This window comes from Chitinophaga filiformis (genome assembly GCF_900102545.1).
Lineage (GTDB): Bacteria > Bacteroidota > Bacteroidia > Chitinophagales > Chitinophagaceae > Chitinophaga > Chitinophaga filiformis.
The window spans coordinates 1-22,758 of sequence record NZ_FNBN01000015.1 but is presented as its reverse complement, the minus strand read 5'-3'; the positions used below and the strand labels follow the sequence as shown (position 1 = coordinate 22,758).

The following is a 22,758-nucleotide window of genomic DNA, read 5'->3' as shown; positions in this document are numbered from 1 at the left end:
TTGTGCAAAAACAAAGAGCGTGGCTTTGTTTTGCCAACCAAAATCTGGATGATCATGAAATTGTCCTTTGTACTTATGCTGGCTTGTACGCTGCACGTCTGTGCGGCAGTAAATGCGCAGACCGTAACATTACACGGGAAAAATATCAGCCTGGAAAAGGCCTTTTCCGATATCCGTAAACAGACGGGCATTAACTTCTTCTATACAGCGGAAGACCTGGACCGTGCCGGGAAAGTGGATGCTGATATCAACAACCTCCAGCTCAAAGATGCGCTTTCCCTCCTTTTAAGGGATAAGGCGCTTACTTTTTCAATTGTGGATGGAGTTGTCATCATTAAGAAAAAAGAGGCTGTAAAAGCCCCGGAAACGGCTTTACCGCCGGGTGACATTACCGGTAAGGTGACCAATGAAAAAGGAGAACCTATCCCGGGCGCTACCGTGATGGTACTGGGTACCAAAAACGGTACACTCACCAACTCCTCCGGCGTATTCACCCTGCGCACCGGCAGCCAGGATGTGACCCTGATGGTAACTGCCATTGGTTTTAAACGGCAGGCAGTGAAAGTGAAGGGGGATAATGCTCTGCAGGTTGTCCTGGAACAGGAAGCCACCAAACTGGATGACGTGGTGATCTCCACCGGTCTGTTCAACCGCCGTAAAGAAAGCTTTACAGGCGCTGTAGCCACCTTCTCTTCCGAGCAGCTCAAAACCGTCTCCAATCAGAATGTATTGAAATCACTCGCTATACTCGATCCTTCTTTTCAGATCGTGGAAAATCTGAGTGCCGGCTCCAATCCTAACCAGATGCCTGATATCCAGATGAGGGGACAAACCGGTTTCCCTGACCTGAAAGGAGACTATACCACCAATCCAAACCTGCCACTTTTCATCCTGGATGGTTTTCAGACCACCCTGGAGAAAGTGAATGACCTGAACATGAACCTCGTGCAGAGCATTACCCTGCTGAAGGATGCTTCTGCAAAAGCCATTTACGGTTCCAAAGCAGGTAACGGCGTGGTGGTGATTGAAACCAAACCTCCTACCGCCGGTAAACTGCGGGTGTCTTACAATGGTAGTATGGACATCACCGCTCCTGATCTCAGCAGCTATAAACTGACCAACTCCATGCAGAAGATTGATGCAGAAGTGCTGTCAGGTAAATATACCTCTGCAGATCCTGCTATCCAGGCGGGACTACTACGCGACTACAGTACCAACCTTCAGGCGGCCCTCGAAGGCGTAAATACCTACTGGTTGTCGCAACCACTCCGCAATGGTATCGGCCAGCGCCATGCCGTAACCCTGGATGGTGGCGACGATGCGCTCCGTTATTCAGTCAGTCTGAACTACAACAATGTAGCCGGTGTAATGAAAGGCTCCGACAGGAATACCGTATCCGGCATCATCAACCTCATATACCGGAAGAGGAATTTCCAGTTCAGGAATAGTCTTACCATTGACCGCAACCGTTCTGACAATTCTCCTTATGGCAGCTTCTCGCGCGTAGCGATGCTGAACCCTTACTGGAGAATGACGGACGACAACGGTAACTATATTAAAACATTCAACAATGGCGCCGTTGGCAATCCACTGTATGACGCTACCCTGAATTCAAAAGATTTCACTACCTATACCAACATCATTGAGAACTTCTATACCGACTGGGATGTGGCCCGCAACCTGCGCATCACTGCCCGTGTAGGTATACAGACACAGAAGAATGACCTGGAGCAGTTCACTCCAGCCAATCATTCCTCTTATGCCAATGTGCTGCCCGGTACAGATGCCTATCTCGATCGTGGCGAATACAGCATCCGTAATGGAAAAATGAGCAGCCTGAATGCCGACTTATTAGCCAACTACTCCTTCCGCCTTAACAAACATCATTTCTTCCTCAACGGCGCGTATTCAGTTACACAGGATGTTACCGCTGCCAATGGTATGACAATGGTAGGTTTTCCGAACGACAAGATGAATGATATCTCATTCGGCTATCGTTATAAGCCTGGTACCAAAGCCCTGGGAACAGAGAATACCAGCCGCTCCATTGCGCTTACGTCAGCACTTAACTACTCCTATGACGACCGCCTGCTGCTGGACCTCTCCTACCGTGGGAATGCCAGCTCACAGTTCGGCGCTGATAGTCGCTGGGGATTATTCTGGTCCGCCGGTGCCGGCTGGAACCTGCACAGGGAAAAATTCATGCAACAGTTCCGTTTTATCAATGTGCTGAAATTACGCGGTAGCGTTGGTACAACTGGTACACAGAACTTCAACTCCTACCAGTCGCTCGCTACTTACAATTACATTACTGACAGGACCTATAACGGCGACATGGGCCTTGACCTCGCTGCACTCCCTAACCCGCACCTGCAATGGCAACAGGTACAGGATAACAATATCGGTGCAGACATCACCCTGTTCGACAGGCTCAGTCTGCGCTTCGATTACTATATCCGGGATACCAAGAACCTGCTGAGTGATATGATCGTGGCTCCTTCCGCAGGGTTTGACACCTATAAGGAGAACATTGGCGAATCCCGTAACAAAGGCTACCAGCTGGGCGCCAGCTTCCGGGTATATAGTCGCAGTGAAACGCGTACTGCCGTGAATGTCTTTGTTAACGTAGCACAGAATACCAACCGCATACGTAAGGTCTCCAACTCACTGGTGCAGCTGAATAAAGAGGCCGACGAAGACAAGGGAGAAGTATCCACTGGCAATAGCGATAGCCGTAAACCCGCTACCCGCTTCGAACCGGGCCAGTCTATGACTGCCATCTGGGTAGTGCCTTCACTCGGTATTGATCCCGCCAATGGTAAAGAGATCTTTATGAAGAAAGACGGTTCACTGACCTATGTATGGTCGGCAGCTGATTATATCGTGGGCGGCGACAGCAATCCAAAATACCAGGGAACCTTTGGCGTGAATGTGCAGCATAGTGGCTTGTCAGCCAATTTCGCATTCAGCTTCAGGGCCGGCGGACAACAATACAATTCCACACTCGTAAACAGGGTGGAAAATGCCGACTTCAATTACAATGTAGATATACGCGCACTGGAACAACGCTGGAAACAGCCGGGCGACAGAACGCTGTTCAAAGACATTGCTGACAGAACAGACACCAGACCCAGCTCCCGTTTCGTACAGGACCTGCATGAACTGCTGTTCTCTTCTGTCAGCCTGGGTTATGATTTCAGTCGTGCCAACTGGCTCAGAGCTGCCAACATCAACCGTGTATACCTGGCGCTGAATATGAACGACCTGGCCAGGATCAGTTCCGTAAAAACAGAAAGAGGGCTGGATTATCCTTTTGCAAGGACCATCTCTACTTCTTTACAGATCACCTTTTAACAGTGCAATTATGAGATTCAGAAATATATTACTGCTGTTCATTCCGGTATTGCTTTCTACGGCCTGCAATAAGTTTCTTGATGTGAAGCCTAAAACACAGATCGATGCAGACAATGCTTTCAGTGACGAACAAGGTTACATGGATGCACTGACAGGTGTTTACCTGAACATGAATGCCAATGCCGTGTACGGACAGGAACTCAGCTTTGGACTAACGGAAGTATTGTCCATGCAGCATAGCCGATTCACCAGCACCTTTCATGAATACTACTACGCCGCACAGTACAACTATACCAATGCAGCTGTCAGAAGTAAGATAGATGGTATCTGGAAAGGGCTTTACAAAGCGATTGCCAACGACAACAATCTGATCAGCCATCTCAACACAGGTGATCAGAAAATATTCAGGGATGTGAATTACAGCATTATCAGAGGAGAAGCTTATGGCCTGCGGGCATTCATGCACTTCGACCTGCTGCGCCTGTTCGCACCTGCCCCTGCTTCCGCTGGCGGACTTACTGCTAAAGCAATTCCCTACATGGATCAGCTGACAGTAAACGCGTTACCCAGGCTCACCGTACAGGAGATCATCAATCGTATACTGGCCGATTGCGCCGTTGCCGAAGCCGCATTGAAAGCAACAGACCCGATCGTACCTGGCAGCACGACGCCTACCACTACTACCGGTTATCTCCGCGACCGCTTCTATAAATTCAACTACTATGCTGTAAAAGCACTGGAAGCAAGAGTATATCTCTACACCGGCGACAAAGCAAAAGCACTCGCTGCGGCCCAGGAAGTGATCAATGCAAGCGTATTCACCTGGATAAATATTCCCGAAGTAGCCTCGGGCAATAAAGTATTTACATCAGAGCTGATCTTTACCTTGTATAAATCAGATATGGATGCATTCACGCAGACCTATTTCACACCTACTTCTACCAATGTGCTGACAAAAACAAGTAGTGATGAATTCCTGACTATCTACGAAACAGATGCCGATATCAGGTATACATCACTTACCCAGCTTGAAAACACCTCAACCAATCTACGGGTGTCTACCAAGCTGGCCCAGCCAACAGGTGTGAGTACAGGTTTTCTCAGGAGAATGCCCATCATGCGCATTTCCGAAATGTATTATATCGCAGCGGAAGCTATGAAGGAAAGCAATCCGGAACAGGCAGTGACTTACCTCAATACCGTGAGAAGAGCCCGGAACGTACTGACGGACCTCCCGGCTACCCTCACTACTGATCAGATACAGGATGAAATATTCAAAGAATATAGAAAGGATCTCTATTGTGAAGGACAGTTATTCTTCTATTACAAACGACTGAACCTGCCGACCATCGTTTATTCCAGCGTGACTGCCGACAATAAGGTATACGTATTGCCTTTGCCTGACAATGAAGTGGAATATGGTAACGGAAATTAATTCAGTAACAAAAAAGATCATCATGAAAACAGTTAATAAAATAACAGGTCTGCTGGTACTGCTGCTGTTTTTCCTGACAGCATGTGAAAAGGATATTTCTTCTTACAATAATGATCCGCGGGTGTATTTCTTTGAAAGGAATACAGACCTTACGCAAACTCGTATTACTTTCAAATCGTTCTCCTTTCTGAAGCTACCGGCGGAAGTCACGAAAGACACTTTCCTGATCAGGGTGAAGATAATGGGGGATGCAGCGCCGTATGACCGTATCGTACGTGGACAGGCCATCCCTGACAGCACCACAGCTCAGGCAGGCAAACACTATGAGTTCATAGACGGCATCATACCGGCTGATTCTATCACCGGTTATCTGCCGGTAGTGTTATACCGTACTGCTGATATTGCCGATTCGTCTGTTACATTGAGTCTCTCTATCGCTCCTACTAAAGATTTCAAACCAGGTGTTACAGAAGACGACGTCTTCACCCTCAGCTGGAGCGATAACGTGGTAAAGCCTTCCAACTGGGATGGATTCATTAGTCTTTCTGCTTATTTCGGTACTTACAGCACCGTTAAATACCGCTTCATCATTGCTACCACTGGCATTGAACAATTCCCTTTACAGCAAAGCGGAAGGGTGCCTCCAAAGGATGGTGAGTTCACTGCAGCGGCTATGAGCGACATTAAAGCTATGTTGAAAGATGCGCTGAAGGCTTATAATGACAGCCATGATCCCGACCTCACAGATGAATTCGGACAACTGGTAACATTCCCATGATGAGGGCTATTATTCACAAACAATGATGCTGACATGAAAATTCTTTCCAGATATATACTTCCGTCACTGCTGTCACTGCTGGTGCTGAGCGCCTGTAAGAAAGACCTGGGCGACTATGACTATACCAAGGTGGGCATGCCTGTAATAGATACGGCCGGCATTGGCAATCCCTATTACATTGAACGCTATGCGTCATTACAGATCGATCCTCCTATCCAATACGAAGGAGGCGACACAAAGGCGTTACGCTACCAGTGGTTGCTGTATCCCAATATTACCAACAGCACCAGTGGCACTATAACAGTAAAGACAATTTCAACGGAAAAAACGCTGAATGTTCCTATCGTCGAGAAAGTAGGCGAATACCGCGTGGAACTGATAGCGACAGACACTACCAACCAGCTGAAGGTAAACATGATCTTCACCGTCGTTGTATCAGTCGGTATTGAATACGGCATCATGGTGCTGCATTCAGCACAGGACTCTTCCGACGTTGATTTCATCACCACTGCCAATGCTGTGCCGGTAGCGGGCATCACACCTAAACACCTCAGGGGCATATTCTCTGCTTCCACCGGCAGTAAAATAGCTGGCGCCCCCCGTTTCATTGCGCAGGAAAGACGCTCCCAAACTACACAGAACTGGATAACGATCGGCAGTGCAGGACATATGGCACGTATGAGTGGCAGTGACTTCTCCTTGCTGAGAGAAGATAAAGCACTCTTTCGCCGTAGTGATGCGGTGATCAATCCACAGGCATTTATGCTGCTCGGGAATGGTTACAGCGCATTGATCAATGATGGCAGACTGCACATGTATACGACCGTTTATGAAACGGATGCCCTGTTCAGTGCTTCTGTGCCGGGCGATTACGAACTGGCGCCTTACCTCGCAATGGGTTCCTATTACAGCGTCGTTGCCGCCGTCTATGATCAGAAACATGCTAAGTTCATTCACCCTGCTTCATTGGTGGGATCCATGATAGACTTCGTTGCTCCGCCAGATACAGTACATCCTCCATTCGATCTGCGCAATATCGGAAAGGACATGTTGTATATGGACCGTGGATTCAACAATTACACACACGCTTTCTTCAAAGACAAGACCGGCAACGGTTACTGGCTGTACGTCATTAACTTCAATACTACTGACAACGGTACTCTCGCCATTAGCGCCAATGACATGAGCATGCTGCCGGAGATAAGCACTGCTAAATTCTTCCAGGCCAGCGAACAGGGATATGTAGATCTCTATGCTACCGACCGGAAGATCTATGCATACAATTACCAGGGCACCAACACGGCCACGCTGGCATTTGACGGATTGCCTGCCGGAGAGACCATCACCTGCATGAAGATCTATAAACCCAATCCCAACTATAACCTGACCACAGTAACAGGCTGGATACTGTACGTAGGTACCTGGGACGGGCAAAAGGGTAAGGTATATGAACTGCAGTTGAATGCACTCAGCGGTCAGATCAACACTACACCATTAAACGTATTCGAAGGATTTGGAAAGGTGGCCGACATCAACGCGAAAGCGAGAGGTGCAGGAACCTATTAACAACGGAAATCAAAAAACATTTATGAGAAAGAATTTAATGCTCACAGCAACAATGATATTGTTGCTGCTGACCACCTACGTGTCTGCACAAAAGGGATTCCGGGTTTCGCCCCAATTCCCTAATGCCGGCGACACCGTCACTATTACCTACAATCCTGACAGTACCATACTGAAAGGACTTGCCCCGGTAACAGGCACGATCTATCTGTTTGTCGATTTTAAATGGGAAGCAGATGACCTGAACATGCAAATGACAGATTCTGGCTGGGCGGCCAGGTATATACTGCCAGCCAAATCCTCTATCATGGTTTGCAACTTCAGTGCGGCAGGCAAAACAGACAAAGGCGGTAAAATGACCTACGCGTGGATGATGAGCGGCGATGAACATAAAATAGTACCCGGCGGTTTTCCGGGATGGGCCTTCATACGCGCCAGATCAATCCACAACAGCGTTCCTGATGCTGTAGACAGTATTGCATTGATCGATGATGAATTAGCATTACAATGGATGATCTGGGAAACAAGAGACCATCATGAAAGTGCCAGAAGGATCTTCTACAATGCGTGCACTTTTATGAAAAATCAATACGGTCGCCGGGCTGATTCCACCATCAGAGAGCAGATCAAATACATTACCGGGCTGCCGGATGTGACAGAAGAAGAGCTGATATCAGTCTCCCGTGCTTACATCGACCTCCTGCATAGTAAAGCCAGTGCAGATTCTATGGACAATATCATCCTGCAGAAATTCCCCACAGGCATCACCGCCAGGGATAAATGGATATACAGGATGTTCCGCGAATCCGATAAACGCGACAGTCTCTGGGAGCACTTCGTGCAAATCTTCCCGCTGAAGAAATTCAGCAACGTAAATACGGAGATCGACCAGATGTACTATCAGAAAGTATACAGGGCCGTGACCTATACCCCGATCATCAAACAGAATAAATACGATATCCTGTATAAGATGATACCGGATGCGCCACTGATCTCCCTGACAGAGTTTCACCGGCAGGTAGTGATGAATCCATTTGAACATAATACAATAAAGGCGGACTTCATCCTTCCTTACTCCCAGGCCATCGTTGATCAGCTGGAAAAATTATCCGGAGAGAAAAGAGGAGCAGAAAGCCAGTTCCTTTCACCCTCCGCCTGGAAGCTGTATGTACTCAAATATAGCAGCCCGGCGTTCTTCGGCCATGCCTCCCTGCTGCATACAACAGGCGATGATAAGCGCGCCCTGGTATATATGGAGAAAGCAAGAGCACATCATGCCCCTGAACGGGTTGGCGCAGAATTCAACGGCCTGTATACTACCCTGCTTGAAAAGAATGGTAAACATGCAGAAGCCATGCAGGTAGTAGAAAACAGTGTACGCGAGAATAAGGTCACTCCTGAAATGATTGCTATGCTGAAAAAGGAATATGTTGTAAAACATAAAAGTGATGCCGGTTTTGACGCCTATTTCAACAACATGAAGAATCCGGAGCAACTGAAAGAACAACAGGAACACCTGAAGTCAGCCCTCATCAGGCAGGCAATCCCTTCCTTCAAACTGGAACAGATGAAAGGAGGATACGCTGAGCTGGCGAAACAAAAAGGTAAGATCGTGGTACTGGACTTCTGGGCTACCTGGTGTGGCCCCTGTAAAGCAGCACTGCCGGGTATGCAGATGGCAGTAGACAAATATAAGAACGATGATAAAGTCGCTTTCTACTTTATTGCCACGCAGGAAACCAAACCAAACTATCGTGAAGAGCTCAAAGCTTATGTAAAGGAGAAGAACTACAATATTAATGTGTTGTACGACGCACCTAATAAGAAGAGCGGCCACCTGGACGACACCTATTCCAAATACGCTGCGCTGATGCACTTCTCCGGTATTCCGCAGAAGATGATCATTGACGGGAACGGCATGGTAAGATGGATATCTACCGGTTACATGGGAAGCCCAAGTGCACTGGCAGATGAAATATCTTATGTTATTGAACTGCTGAAAAAAGAGAATTGATATGTTAAGATTGTTGCTGATTGTCCTATCTATCCCTTTACTGATCCCTGGCCGAATATGCGGCCAGGGATCTCCTTACCGCAGCGATTCTGTCCATTTCAGTAATGCTGATGGCAGTATCCGTTTCGGAGGTACGCTCACTATACCCGCGGGTAAGAAACACTATTCTGCCATTGTGCTGATATCAGGTACTGGTAAACAGGACAGGGATGGCACTATGGCGGGACATCCGATGTTCCGCGTACTGGCCGACTCCCTGACCCGCAGAGGTTTTGCTGTTTTGCGTACAGACGACCGGGGCGTAGGTGAAACAACAGGAAAATATGAAGATGCCACCACGAAAGATTTTGCAACTGATGCACTGGCGGCAGTTCACTTCCTCAAACAACATAAAGCGATCCGTAAAGTCGGCGTCATAGGACATAGCGAAGGTGGCGCTGCTGCGATCATTGCCGCAGGTTCTTCCCGGGATATCGACTTTGTGATCACCCTGGCAGGCCTTGCCATCAACGGACTGGATGCGCTGAAATTACAGAACTATGCCATCACTAAATCGGCGCCGATCAGTGACTATGACCGTAAGCGTTACGATACTATCAATACGCGAATGTTCGATACAGTGTACAGGTATGCCGGTACTCCTGAGCTGGAAAGTAAACTCCGGAGTACCTACGCTGCCTGGAAACACGCGGATGACAGTGCCTTTCTGAAAGATTTCCCGGATAAGTACGATCATATGCGCTTCTTCCTGGAATCTTATATCACACAGGTTAAAGGCCCCTGGTATCAATACCATATCAGGTTTGATCCAGTTCCCTATCTGCAGCAGATCAAGGTGCCTTTCCTGGCCCTGAACGGCGACAAAGACATTATGGTAACCTACCGGGAAAATCTTGACATGATTGCGACTACGCTGAAACAGGCAGGTAACACGCAGGTAACGACTCACGTCTTACCCGGTACCAACCACCTCTTTCAGCACTGCGTAACCTGTACAAGAGAAGAGATCAGCACTTTAAAAGAAGACTTCTCTGCAGAAGCATTTACGACGATCATTCAATGGTTGCAGCCATTTCTGAAATAACAATACTTTTTTGTTGAAGATCAATAGATAAATGACAAACGCGGCTTATTAAGGCCGCGTTTTTGTATTTGGCCCTCCTGATGATTTTGTACATCCTTTTTTAAACACTTTTTAGGCGTTTCTCCGGCACAACACCGCTAACTGCAGCAAAGTATCTGTCTCGTGGCCAGGACGTCCTAATTTGGTCTTATTTTTGCCAATCAGTTACCATTAGGTCAGCCATTCATTCAATATCAACCGGTTGGACATAATAAGACAAGACATGAAAGCAATCACACTCAGGCAGTTTGGCACCACGGACAATTTCTCCTTTACGGAAACTGATACCCCGGCAATTAACGACAATGACGTACTTGTAAAAATATATTCGACCGCCTTCAACCCCATCGACTACCAGATGAGGATAGGCGCCAATGAAAGTAAACGGATGCACTCCCATATCCTGGGAAGGGAATTTTCAGGGGTCATCACTAAAAAAGGGAAGTCCGTTAAGGATTTCGAGATCGGAGACAGTGTATACTGCGCTTCCGGCAGCATGGGGTCTAACGGTACCTATGCAGAATATATCAGCGTGCCACAGCAGATCCTTGCCAGGATGCCTGTCAATATCAGCTTTGACCAGGCAGCAGCCCTGCCTATCAGCGCCCTGACCGCCATGCAATGCTGTAACCGGCTCAAAATATCCCCTGAAGAATCCGTCTTTATCAGCGGAGGTGCCGGTGGTGTAGGTCTTGTACTTGTCAAGATCCTGCTTTCACAGGGCGTCAAAAAGATCGTAACGACTGCCGGTAATCCCGGAAGCAGGCAGGAACTGATCAATGCCGGCCTGAAATACGACCAGATCATCGACTATAAAGCATCCAACGCCGTTCCCCTGATCATCCAGGCGAATGGTAACCAGTTGTTTGATTACTGTATAGACCTCGTAGGCAGACAAATGTCTGAGCTCTGCAGCAATATCTTGCGACTGAATGGCACTTATGTAGACGTTACCAACCTCACAACAGATGAAGCACATGAGAACCTCTTTAATATCGGGGCTGTAGTGGTGCACATCTCCAACTATGCCTATAGCCTGAAAGGCAATTTCTCCTATTATGGCGACCTGTTAAAACGTATCACAGCCCTGGTGGAAAAAGGCGTTATCAGCCCCTCTCCCATCCAGGTTGTCGGCGACTTTGAACTGGAAACCGTCAGAAAGGCACATACCCTCATGGAGACGAACCAGACAAAAGGTCATAAACTAATTATGCACATCAGCGAATAAAAAAGGGTGTATCAACAAGCCGTGGAGCTAGCCTGCTGATACACCCATGAAGAATTAGTATGGCTGGATATGGATAGGCTATTTTTCCGGCGGCCAAACCTGCATCAGTTCTACCGCGCTACTGGCCTCATAAGATTGCACAATGCCGGAAGGACAAGACACCTTGTAATTCCGGTAGGTGATCCCTCTTGTAGCATCCCGGTTGCCCCAGGCCATGTTGATATTCTTCCGGAGCCATGGCAGATATTGCTGTTGCCCTGCATCCTTCACCAGCGTCATGATGTAGTGACCAAAGATCGCCTTCAGCACGCCCTGTTCATTCCAGTCGCCTTCAGCCGGCAAAATACCATCGGCATCACACATCTTCTGCTGTGTATAGTCAGCGCCCTTCTTTGCATTGTCCAGGTAAGACTGCTGACCGGTAGCTTTATACAACATCACCGCAGCACCAATATAAGTGCCCTGATTGTAGGTGTAATCAGAAAATCCTTTATGACCATTGATGTTGTTATCTGCCGCCCTGCCGGTAGTACTGTCGGTCAGGTTCGCCAATGACCAGCTATAGATGTCTTTCGCCTTGTTCAGGTAAGACGTATCCTTTGTGATGTTATACAGTGTCATTGCTGCAATCACTGTCGGGAAGTTGATACAGGAATTCTTGCCTGAATGCCTGAAATCCCACCACATACCACCACCTGCCGGATCGTACGATTCCTTGTACACGTACTGGAACCCTTCAATGGACCTATCCAGGTACTCTTTATTCCCAGTGATCTCATGCGCCCGGGCCAGGGAGATGATCCACCACATCATATCATCGTAAATGAACCATACCACCTTGTTACTCCAGTTGTATCTGTCATAACGGTTGTAACCACCCTGATAAAGGTCATCTATCATCTTACGGTGAGCTGCATCGCCTGTACGTTTATAGGTATCCATGATAAGATCCCAGTACACTGCCTGTGTCCAGATGGCGCCTATATCCTTCCTCTCTGTATTGGAATAATACAGCTTATCTGTAGTGCTGTAGAAATACTGGTTGAAAGTATTAAAAGCAGCCGTAGCATCTTTGGAAGTAAAAGATACCGGCGGCAATACCGGAGGATCTACAGTGCCTCCTCCCGGTGTATTGCTTTTACCACAGGAAATGGTTCCCAGCAGCACAGCAATCGTCAGAAAATAACGTAGTTTATTCATCACAAAAACAAGTTGGTGTCTGTTATTAAAGTTATTACCATCCGGGATTCTGCACAAGCTGCTTGTCATTATTTACATCGTTGGATGGTATCGGGAAAAAGTAATGACGCCTGTTGAACACCCTTGTTTCAAAAGTCACCACCTTTAAGAAGTCCGGCATGTCGGCACTGATATTCAGTCCTGACATAGGTCCATTCTGGGTTTGCTCTCCTATCTTCCAGCGGCGTACATCAAAGAAGCGGTTATTCTCGAAAGCCAGTTCTATTCTTCTTTCCTTGCGGATTGCTTCACGCATGCCATCCTGGCCGGCTGGTACCGCCAGTCCTTCAGTGCCGTATTGCGGAATACCCGCTCTCTCACGGATCAGGTTCAGGTATTTCAGTGCATCAGGATTGGAAGGATCTGATTCATTCACACACTCAGCATAACTCAGGTAGATCTCCGCCAGGCGAATCAGTATCAGGGTACGGTTGGAAATATCCCAGGCGCCCAGTCCCATTGCCTTACGAACAATATAACCGGTAGGAGAATAGTCGCCTCCACCTGTCCGTTTACCGGAATTACCTGTATTATACAAACGGGTAGTGATCTCACCGAAAGACGTGTTTAACCAGGTGCTGCCATCATACGTAATGCCTACATAGAAACGTGGTTCCCTGTTCACCCACTGATTATAGATCTCCTTTTCATGTGTATCATTCGGTGGCTGGAACATAGAAGTACCTTCCTTTACGTATCCGGATAAAGGATCGTCAATGCTTCTGCCGTTCTTCATAAAGAAAGCGTCCACCATATTCTGTGTAGCACCTAAGCCACCACTGCCTTTTACATCGCGGGAGCTGGCACCATTGTGATAAGGGGTCATTTCATATTGTTTCGGACTGACAGAGCTGCCTGTTCTGGCAAAGATCACCTCCTTGTTCCAGTCGGTCAGTAATACATCACGGCAGGACAGGTAGGGATCATAATTACCATTGGCATCGTTCTTTCTGAACAGGTCATAAGTGCCGGGTACAAACGTGGAAAGAAAGGCCTTATAAGCTTCTGCCGCTTTGGTCCATTTAGCAGCATCATAGGTCTGGCTGATCAGGTGTTTACCATCTTTGTTCACCATATCGGCAAAATCGGTGTTACCGTTATATAGCGGGCTGGCGGCATACATCAGTGCATTAGCACGGAAAGCCATCGCAACCCCCTTTGTAATGTGGCCATATTCTTCATCATTCCTTGGTATTACCGGCAGGTCTGCGGCTGCCTTTTCCAATTCTGTGGTCACATACTCCACACACTCATCAAAGGAATTACGTGGCAATTGCAGGTCTGCATCTACGGCAGGTGCTTTTTCACCCAGGATGATCACTGGCCCATAAATACGCATCAGGTAGAAATAATACATCGCTCTCAGCGCACGGGCCTCTGCCTTGTATTGTTTGATCAGGTCGGGCGACAGGTCCCTGATCGCATCTGCATTTTCCATAAATACACTGGCACTGCGGATACCACGATAAAAGTTACGCCAGTAATCGCCCACAAAACCAGAGTTAGCATCCCAGTTACCGATGTTAACATCATTGGATTGCACAAAGCCCCATACGAAATCTGCTTCATCACAACCACCGGTCCACAGACCACGATTGGTTTCTGAACCAGGATTACGTTGCCCGAATTCATCAGGCACACTGCGATACACATCCGCCAGGAAGCGCTGTGCAGTAGACCATGTTCTGAAGGTTTCGTCTAAAGTCAGCCTGTCATCCGGCACCTGGTCCAAATACTTTGAACAGGAAGACGTGAGTACTATAACGAGGAATAGATATAATAGCTTTTTCATCATCATTACTTGTAGGATTAAAATTTCAGGTTCATGCCAAGAGAGAGGGTCCTGATGTTAGGATACCTGGAACCATTGTCTGTATTCAGCTCAGGGTCCCACAGCTTGAACTTACTGAAGGTGAACAGGTTGATACCTTGTATGTATACAGACGCATTGCGGATGCCTGTTCTGTTCAACCAGGTGGTAGGCAGGTTATACGCCAGCTGTGCTGATTTCAGTCGCAGGAAACTCACGTCTTTTATCCACCAGGAGCTGGCCTGCGTATTGTTCTTATTCTCTGCTTCTCCATACGCCAGCCTTGGATAGAATGCATTTGGATCGGGATTATCTACTGTCCATCTGTCTTCTGCAATAGCATATGCATTGGTCAGACCGCCTCCACCGTTAAATGGAATGATCGCTGATCCCTTCAACATTCTGTCTGCATCTGAGATCCCCTGGAACAACAGGCCAAAATTGAATCCTTTATACCCCAGGTCAAATCCAAATCCATACACCGTAGTAGGCAGGTCACCGCGACCTATTTTAGTAACATCATAACTGTTGATAATACCATCGCCGTTCAGGTCTTTATATTTGATATCGCCGGGTTTTACTTTGGACTTATCTCCCGGTACAGCGCTCTCGTTCACTTCGTCATCGCTGACAAACAGTCCTTCAGCGATATATCCGTAGCGGGCCAATACATTATTTCCTCTGTGCTCCATCCATGGGTAAGTCTGCGGCGGACGGTCATCTTCTCTCACCACATCTTTCGTATAGGTGATATTACCTCTCAGTCGCACGTCGACTGCACCAATACGGGTACTGTATTCCAATGAAGCGTCAAAACCTTTATTATCCACGATACCCAGGTTCGCAAACTGTTGGTTCTGCAATCCCATGAAATCTACGTTGGAAGCCCTTTGCAGGAAGATGCCGGTACGATGCTCCTTGAACAGGTCTACGATCACTGACAGGCGGTCTTTCAAAGTACGGAACTCGATACCGAGATCCTGTTTATTCGATACAGACCATTTTACATTCGTTGCATAACGGTTGATATTGATACCACCGAAGTTGTTAAATGCTTTACCATACTTATAAGCATTGTCATAAGTACTCAGGTTCGTGATATATAAGAAACGTTCTTTCGCACTTCCCAGACCGGTATTACCATTGGAATAGCGGAACTTCAGGAAGGTGATAGCGTTCTTCAGCGGTGCAAAGAATTTCTCTTCAGAGATGATCCAACCCACACCCACTGCAGGGAAGAATCCGAAACGGTTACCCGGTGCAAACAGTTCAGAACCGTTATAACCAGCGTTCACTTCCAGGAAATATTTATCTGAATAAGAATAAGCTACCCTACCTGCGAAACCTAAAGATCTCTCCGGGATAGAACTGATAAAATCTCCTGCCAGTGCATTCGTTTTATCGCTGGAATAGAACAAGGCCAGTCCGCCAAAGCGATGCTTACCAAAGCTTCTGTCATAGTTCAGAGAGGCCTCCGTATAAAATTTACGGCTGGTCTGCCTGTCGTTCGAATTATTATCAAATCCGAGATAAGCATTTCCGGTGAATGTTTTCACGAGGTTCAGCGTACCATCTGGTTTATAAGGCATGCTCTGATCAGGATAATAAGTATCTTCTCTCTTGGAGCGGGTAATATAGTTCTGGTTGTATGTATCAAACGCAAACATTACGCTCGCAGTCAGTCCTTTGGTCAATGCATCCAGTTCCTGAGTAGCCCGCAGGTTAGAAAACAACTGATTACGGAACTCATTGCGGTAACCTCTGCGGGTCAGGTCAGCATATGGGTTACGGAAACCACCGTTGGATGACTGTCCGGGCACGAGACCTCCGGGATACATAATAGGATACGCCACAGGCGCAGCGTCCATCGCACTCTGGAAGATATCGCCCGAACTAATGCCGGGATAATTACCGTTGGAGAAATAGCCCTGTAAACCTACATCCAGTTTGGTGCTTTTAGTTACACGAAGATTGAGGTTACTGGTGAAATTATACCGGTTGTATTTCATGGATGAATTATACTTCGCCAGATCATCTGTTTTCAGGAAACCAGACTCGCTGAAGTAACCCAGGGATACATAATACTGTGCATTCTCCACACCACCACTGGCATTCAGGTTGGTGCTGCGGGTATGACCGTATTTATTGAATACAGCATCCATCCAGTCTACGTTAGGATACAGCAAAGGATCGGTACCGTTTTTCGTATTCTCTATATATTCCTGCGAATATTTTGGATTCTGGTTGCGGGTGGTCAATGCCTCATTGGCCAGGTTCATATAAGAGATACCATCCAGCAATTTCGGGCGACGTACAAACGTGTTCACGCCCTCGTTATAGTCCAGGTAGATCTGCGGCTTGCCCACTTTACCTGTCTTCGTTTTCACCAGTACTACACCGTTGGCGCCACGTACACCATATACGGCAGTACCGGCAGCATCTTTCAGCACCGTGAAAGACTCAATATCTTCCGGTGAAATGTTATTAATAGAACGTTCCACGCCATCCACCAGGATCAATGGGCCGGAACTGTTACCATCACCAAAAGTAGAGATACCACGGATCCAGATATCAGCGCTTCCTTTACCTGGTTCACCGGAACGTTGTACGCCTACCACGCCGGCAATACGACCTGCCAGCATCGTCGTAATATCTGCCGCAGGCTGTTTGAATTCTGTTACTTTCACCGTAGACTGTGCGCCTACCAGGCTCACTTTACGCTGTGTACCAAAACCCACTACCGCTACTTCGCCGAGTGATTTGCTGGCAACTTTCATGTGTATATTCAGACTGGTCTGGTTGCCTACTGTTACGACAACTGTTTCATAACCGATGAAGCTGAATGCCAGCATGGCATCCGCCGACTGTACAATCAGTTTGAACTTACCGTCATTACCGGTAGAGGTCATGGTGCTGGCGCCGCGTACAGCTACGCTCACACCGGGCATAGGGGTACCTGTTTCATCGGTCACGATACCAGATACCACTATATCTTCCCTACCTGCTTTTGTAGTGGCAGGAGGCGTATTGCCGGCAGTTGCCTTGCTGATCACAACAATGTTATTGACCTCTGAAAACTCCAGCTGCTTGTTGCGGAGTAACTGTTCCAGCACTACATCCAGTCGCTCGTTGGAGAAAGAGCAGTCCCGGATCGGAAAAGAGCGTAACAGTTGTTTGTCATAGGCAAAAGTAACTTTCGTGGATGAGTGCAGCTCCTGAATGGCTGACTCCAATGACCCGCTTTTCAGGCGGATCGTGACATTGGTTTCTTTCAGGATCTGTCCCTTACCCGCATATACCGGCAGGAAAAGGGAAGCTCCCATCAGGAGAAGGACGGCAGACACTAGCCGTCTTCTGAAGCTTGTGATAATTTTTTTCATACGTAGTTTAGGCGTTAAGATGTTGACGTTAAGCAGAACTCACGTAACATTAATTGCTTACAGTGTTTTCTTGTCTTTGTGTTAGTCCGTTGGTTGTGTTTGTGTTAGTCTGTTGGTTTTATTCATAGAGTGTGACCACGTGGCCGGTCACTTCAATCTTCAGGTTGTGGATAGCTGCCAGTACTTCTGCTGCTTTCACAGGGTCCATGTCGGTAGATAATTCAGTGGTGTACCTCGTCTGCCGTACCCGCAGCTGGGAGGTGGTTAGCATAATGCCGAAGTTCTTCTGCATCAGAACCACCATATCCTCAAAGGAGGCGTCGTTCAGCACCATGCTGCCCTGCCGCCATCCCAGCAGGCTTTTATCAATAGCGTCTATTGTAGTATTGTTTTTCGCGCGATCGTAGGTCAGGGCCTGATCTTTCACCAGTACCGCCGCAGTACTGCCGGTTCGCTGTACACTCACCTTACCATCTGTTACAGCGACGCTCATCCTGTTCACTTCTTTATAGGCGGTTACGTTGAAGGAAGTACCGAGTACGGTGGTAGTCAGCGGGCCACTTTCCACGATAAAAGGAACAGATGGTTCCCCTTTCACATCAAAGAAGACTTCCCCGTCCACGATATTCAGGCGGCGTTCCTTACGCATATCTTTAGGTATACGAACAATAGAACCTGCGTTCAGGGTAAGCTGAGAGCCATCTGCCAGTTGTATAGTTTTTCTTTGTCCCACGGCGGTAGTCACTTCAGTATAGGCAGGGTTGGATTTGTTCACCAGGTAATAGGTCAGCCCTCCTGCCAGTAACAGGAGCACTGCTGCAGCGGCGGCAAGGCTTCTTCTCAGGTAATGGACCTTTTTCTTGCCCAGCTCCGGATAGATACGCTGCCAGATCTCCAGGCGGACAGATTCTTCCTCTTCCGGACTGAGCGGAGTAACAAACTCACTATCAAATGATTGGTACCAGTTATCAATGGCTCCGGCCTCCTTTTCCCCTGTTTGTCCCAAGAGGTATTGCCGGAAGATTCGCTTTAGTTTATCAGTTTCCAAAGTGGACGTTTTACCAGCTTATCTGGAAAATGGAGGTTTGGTACTAGTCCCGAAGAAAAAAAATTCAAGAATCTTATCAAGCTCACTTTATAGGTATCCATTCTCCCCCTTCTACTAAAATTGTTTGGTCAATCTGTAAATCAATATTATCTTAGCAACTAAGATATTTACCCAATAAGATATAAATATGGATACAGACGAAATCACCCGAATAAGGAGACTAAGCCAGGTATATGCATATACTTCTATTCAGATGCATGAAACCATTGGCCGGGAGGCCGGACTTTCCGGTACTGACCATAAATACCTGGGGTTTCTGATACAGAAAGGGCAAATGACAGCAGGTGAGCTTTCCGGTTTAACAGGTCTGACCACAGGTGCAGTCACAGGTCTGATAGACAGATTTGAAAAGAAAAAGCTGGTGAAAAGACGGTTTGCGGAAGACGACAGACGGAAAGTGCTCATTGAACCCAACACTAAAAATATAATGGCGCTCCTGGAACCGCTTTATAAAGAATTCCGGGCACAGTCAGAACAACTGATTGCCTCATTTTCCAGCAAGGAACTCAAAGTTATCGAAGCCTACTTTTCAAAAGCGATTGAGATAATGAATGAGACTACCAATAAGCTCAACAACAAATAACCATAAAAAGAAAGCAAATGACCTATATACTTGATTTTCAGGAAATCGATAGTACAAAGCTTGCGCTGGTCGGGGGCAAAGGCGCCAACCTGGGAGAACTATCCAAAATTGAGGGTATACAGGTACCCGGAGGCTTTTGCATTACCACTGAAGCATATAAAGAAATTGTCGGAAGCAACGACGAATTCAACGCACTGCTGGATCAGTTAGCCAAGCTGAAAGCTGACAATAGAAAAGGCATCAGTGAAACCTGTGCGAAAATCCGGCAGGTGATTGAAGGAATTCAGATGCCGGAAAATATTGCTAATGAGATTATCCGACATGTCGAACAACTGGGTCCCCACAATGCATACGCCGTGCGTTCCAGCGCTACAGCAGAGGATCTTCCAACCGCCTCCTTTGCCGGACAGCAGGACACCTACCTGAATATCATCGGTGCCCGGGCTATTCTGAAACATATCAGCAAATGCTGGGCTTCATTATATACAGACAGAGCTGTCATCTACCGCCTGCAGCATGAATTTGACCATAGAAAGGTCTGGTTATCTGTTGTCATCCAGAAAATGATCTTCCCGGAAGTAGCAGGCATTATGTTTACAGCAGACCCGGTTACATCAAACAGAAAGGTAGTATCCATTGATGCCAGCTTCGGACTTGGTGAAGCGTTAGTTGCAGGACTTGTAAATGCCGATAATTATAAAGTGCGTGAGGACAAGATCATCGATAAGAAAATCTCTGCAAAGAAACTTGCTGTTTTGGCTACAGCCGAAGGCGGTACAAAAGAAGAGGAGATCGAAGCAGATCAGCAAAATGCCCAATCGCTTTCCGATGAAGATATTATAGCGCTGCAAGGCCTTGGGAGAAAGATTGAGGCGCATTTTGGCAAGCCCCAGGACATCGAATGGTGTTTCGCTGATGGTGTATTTTATATTGTCCAGAGCCGGCCCATCACTACCTTATACCCCGTTCCTCAGGCAGATGACCAGGAAAATCACGTCTATGTATCTGTCGGTCATAACCAGATGATGACAGATGCCATGAAGCCATTGGGATTATCTTTCTTCCTGTTAACAACGTCTGCTACCATGCGTCAGGCCGGTGGAAGATTATTTGTTGATATCACATCTATGCTGGCTTCACCTGTCAGCAGAAAAGTGATATTAGAAACGACCCTGGGAAAATCCGATCCGCTTATAAAAGATGCACTCATCAACATAACAGAGCGACAAGATTTTATAAAATTGTTGCCTGAGGATCAAACAGCAGCGGGTCCTGGTAAAGATGATAAAAGCCGGCATTCTATTGACTTCAATGCACAACTCGACAACGATCCGGCCATTGTTGCTGATCTGATTAAAACCAGTCAGCACTCAATAGAAGAGCTGAAACAAAACATCCTGTCGAAATCAGGATCCGATTTGTTTGATTTTATCCTGGAACATCTTCAGCAATCAAAAAAGAACTTGTTTGACCAACGGCATATGGGAGCGATTATGACGGCTTTCAACGCTTCATCATGGATCAATGAAAAAATGAATGAGTGGTTAGGTGAGAAAGGCATAGCTGACACCTTCTCTCAATCTGTGCCAAACAATATCACTTCGGAGATGGGACTCGCCCTCCTGGATGTAGCGGATGCCATTCGTCCTTATCCGGAAGTAATTGAGTATTTACAACAGGTAAAAGACGATAATTTCCTGGACGAACTGCTGCAATTTAAAGGCGGACAGGAAAGCCGGGATGCTATTACTGCTTATCTCGACAAATACGGCATGCGATGTGTCGGCGAAATCGATATTACGAAAACCCGCTGGAGTGAAAGACCGGCTACACTTGTCCCCATGATCCTCAGTAATATCAAAAACTTCGAGCCCGGCGCCAGTACCCGGAAATTTGAACAGGGGCAACAGGAGTCCCTGAAAAAAGAACAGGAGATATTAGATCGCCTCAGGCAACTGCCCGACGGTGAACAAAAGGCCGCAGCAACAAAAGCAAAGATAGACCTGATCCGGACCTTCGCCGGTTATCGGGAATATCCAAAGTACCGCCTGATTAACCGCTACTTCATTTATAAACAGGCTTTACTGAAAGAAGCCGCAAAACTGGTACAAGCCGGCCTCATTCATGAAAAAGAAGATATTTACTACCTCACTTTTGAAGAATTACATGAAGTGGTACGCAGCAATAAAGTGGACTACCAGCTTATCAACAAACGAAAGGAGGAATACGAATCATACAAGAAACTGACGCCACCGCGTGTTATCACATCTGATGGTGAGATCGTTGCCGGTAAGTATAAACTGGAAAACTTGCCGGCCGGCGCTATTGCAGGTCTGGCGGTTTCTGCCGGAGTGATAGAAGGACGGGCTCGTGTTATTCTGAACATGGAAGAGGCAGATCTGGAAGAGGGTGATATATTAGTTACCTCCTTTACTGACCCCAGCTGGACGCCTTTGTTTGTATCCATAAAAGGGCTGGTTACTGAAGTAGGCGGATTGATGACCCACGGAGCAGTTATCGCACGCGAATATGGTTTACCGGCAGTTGTCGGCGTGGATAATGTCACCAGGCTGATTAAAGACGGACAACGGATCCGGGTAAATGGAACAGATGGATATGTAGAGATATTATCCGGCGAACAGTGATTATAAAATGCTAACAGATAGCCTTCCGTCCATTTTGAATCTGGAAAGACCTGTGCACGTAGCACGGGTCTTTTTTTATAGCTGAGCTTTCTGTAAGCTTCAGGACCGGACAATTTGTCCAGATTCTTGAATGCCCCCATATTGTCATACCTATTGGGGTTCCCCTGGGAAGGGTATGCATCCGGTGGGGATTCGGCGCGACCTATAACCTATAGGCTCTTTACTATAGCATTACAGGCACTGTTCTATAGCGATGGCTATAGAATGGTAGGCCTAATGTAGGACTACAGAGCCTATAGATTAAGGATCGTAGGATAGTCGGAGTATAGTCGTACCCTATTGGCACTATGATCGGGAATTGTTACAGGTCCACCCCAAAGGCATGGTAAAGGCATGGATAAAGCATAATAAAGGCATGGCAAAAGCGTACTCCCAATACCTGATCATTCGCTTCAATAGACCCCGTCAGGGGGCTTAGTGTTTGTAGCACGGGGTGAA

General features: G+C 47.2%; 13 protein-coding genes. 9 read left to right on the top strand and 4 right to left on the bottom strand.

Annotated features, from left to right (window positions below; genetic code table 11):
* The first annotated feature begins 54 nt into the window (after positions 1-54).
* The 7 genes from BLR32_RS32550 (at position 55) to BLR32_RS32520 (ending at position 11,495) form a co-directional block, all read left to right on the top strand.
* The gene (locus tag BLR32_RS32550; protein ID WP_176842513.1) at positions 55-3,354 is read left to right on the top strand and encodes a SusC/RagA family TonB-linked outer membrane protein; all 3,300 of its coding nucleotides are present in this window, start codon (positions 55-57) and stop codon (positions 3,352-3,354) included.
* Positions 3,355-3,364: 10 nt separating this feature from the next.
* Positions 3,365-4,789 carry a RagB/SusD family nutrient uptake outer membrane protein gene (locus tag BLR32_RS32545; protein ID WP_089838672.1) on the top strand — a complete coding sequence of 475 codons (1,425 nt, stop codon included), beginning with the start codon at positions 3,365-3,367 and terminating at the stop codon, positions 4,787-4,789.
* A gap of 22 nt (positions 4,790-4,811) precedes the next feature.
* On the top strand, positions 4,812-5,567 hold the full coding sequence (locus tag BLR32_RS32540; protein WP_176842512.1) for a DUF4843 domain-containing protein: 756 nt from the start codon (positions 4,812-4,814) through the stop codon (positions 5,565-5,567).
* Positions 5,568-5,600: 33 nt separating this feature from the next.
* A complete protein-coding gene (locus BLR32_RS32535; RefSeq protein WP_089838668.1) occupies positions 5,601-7,133 on the top strand; it encodes a PKD-like family lipoprotein in 1,533 nt (510 codons plus the stop codon).
* Positions 7,134-7,155: 22 nt separating this feature from the next.
* Entirely contained in the window at positions 7,156-9,144 is a 1,989-nt protein-coding gene (locus BLR32_RS32530; protein ID WP_089838666.1) for a TlpA family protein disulfide reductase, read from the top strand.
* A gap of 1 nt (position 9,145) precedes the next feature.
* Entirely contained in the window at positions 9,146-10,228 is a 1,083-nt protein-coding gene (locus tag BLR32_RS32525; RefSeq protein WP_089838664.1) for an alpha/beta hydrolase family protein, read from the top strand.
* A gap of 262 nt (positions 10,229-10,490) precedes the next feature.
* A complete protein-coding gene (locus tag BLR32_RS32520) occupies positions 10,491-11,495 on the top strand; it encodes an NADP-dependent oxidoreductase (protein ID WP_089838660.1) in 1,005 nt (334 codons plus the stop codon).
* A 78-nt stretch (positions 11,496-11,573) separates the two neighbouring features.
* On the opposite strand, the gene BLR32_RS32515 is transcribed toward BLR32_RS32520, so the two are convergent.
* From BLR32_RS32515 to BLR32_RS32500, 4 genes are all read right to left on the bottom strand, one after another.
* Complete coding sequence (locus BLR32_RS32515) at positions 11,574-12,695, bottom strand: glycoside hydrolase family 76 protein (protein ID WP_245705579.1); 1,122 nt, start codon at positions 12,693-12,695, stop codon at positions 11,574-11,576.
* 34 nt (positions 12,696-12,729) lie between these two features.
* On the bottom strand, positions 12,730-14,526 hold the full coding sequence (locus BLR32_RS32510) for a RagB/SusD family nutrient uptake outer membrane protein (RefSeq protein ID WP_089838815.1): 1,797 nt from the start codon (positions 14,524-14,526) through the stop codon (positions 12,730-12,732).
* Positions 14,527-14,543: 17 nt separating this feature from the next.
* The gene (locus tag BLR32_RS32505) at positions 14,544-17,924 is read right to left on the bottom strand and encodes a TonB-dependent receptor (RefSeq protein WP_089838657.1); all 3,381 of its coding nucleotides are present in this window, start codon (positions 17,922-17,924) and stop codon (positions 14,544-14,546) included.
* 118 nt (positions 17,925-18,042) lie between these two features.
* Positions 18,043-18,972: a FecR family protein gene (locus tag BLR32_RS32500; protein ID WP_089838655.1), complete on the bottom strand. Its 930-nt coding sequence runs from the start codon at positions 18,970-18,972 to the stop codon at positions 18,043-18,045.
* A gap of 187 nt (positions 18,973-19,159) precedes the next feature.
* Between BLR32_RS32500 and BLR32_RS32495 the strand changes: the two genes are divergently transcribed.
* Positions 19,160-19,615, top strand: coding sequence for a MarR family winged helix-turn-helix transcriptional regulator (locus tag BLR32_RS32495; protein ID WP_089838653.1), 456 nt, complete (start codon positions 19,160-19,162; stop codon positions 19,613-19,615).
* 17 nt (positions 19,616-19,632) lie between these two features.
* Positions 19,633-22,260 (top strand): phosphoenolpyruvate synthase, encoded by a 2,628-nt coding sequence (ppsA, locus tag BLR32_RS32490; protein WP_089838651.1) that lies wholly within the window; start codon positions 19,633-19,635, stop codon positions 22,258-22,260.
* The last annotated feature ends 498 nt before the right edge of the window (positions 22,261-22,758 follow it).

Bases quoted from the DNA above. Each gene is read 5' to 3' on its own strand.
- BLR32_RS32550 (WP_176842513.1), top strand. From the start codon at position 55: ATGAAATTGTCCTTTGTACTTATGCTGGCTTGTACGCTGCACGTCTGT.
- BLR32_RS32545 (WP_089838672.1), top strand. From the start codon at position 3,365: ATGAGATTCAGAAATATATTACTGCTGTTCATTCCGGTATTGCTTTCT.
- BLR32_RS32540 (WP_176842512.1), top strand. From the start codon at position 4,812: ATGAAAACAGTTAATAAAATAACAGGTCTGCTGGTACTGCTGCTGTTT.
- BLR32_RS32535 (WP_089838668.1), top strand. From the start codon at position 5,601: ATGAAAATTCTTTCCAGATATATACTTCCGTCACTGCTGTCACTGCTG.
- BLR32_RS32530 (WP_089838666.1), top strand. From the start codon at position 7,156: ATGAGAAAGAATTTAATGCTCACAGCAACAATGATATTGTTGCTGCTG.
- BLR32_RS32525 (WP_089838664.1), top strand. From the start codon at position 9,146: ATGTTAAGATTGTTGCTGATTGTCCTATCTATCCCTTTACTGATCCCT.
- BLR32_RS32520 (WP_089838660.1), top strand. From the start codon at position 10,491: ATGAAAGCAATCACACTCAGGCAGTTTGGCACCACGGACAATTTCTCC.
- BLR32_RS32515 (WP_245705579.1), bottom strand. From the start codon at position 12,695: ATGAATAAACTACGTTATTTTCTGACGATTGCTGTGCTGCTGGGAACC.
- BLR32_RS32510 (WP_089838815.1), bottom strand. From the start codon at position 14,526: ATGAAAAAGCTATTATATCTATTCCTCGTTATAGTACTCACGTCTTCC.
- BLR32_RS32505 (WP_089838657.1), bottom strand. From the start codon at position 17,924: ATGAAAAAAATTATCACAAGCTTCAGAAGACGGCTAGTGTCTGCCGTC.
- BLR32_RS32495 (WP_089838653.1), top strand. From the start codon at position 19,160: ATGGATACAGACGAAATCACCCGAATAAGGAGACTAAGCCAGGTATAT.
- ppsA (WP_089838651.1), top strand. From the start codon at position 19,633: ATGACCTATATACTTGATTTTCAGGAAATCGATAGTACAAAGCTTGCG.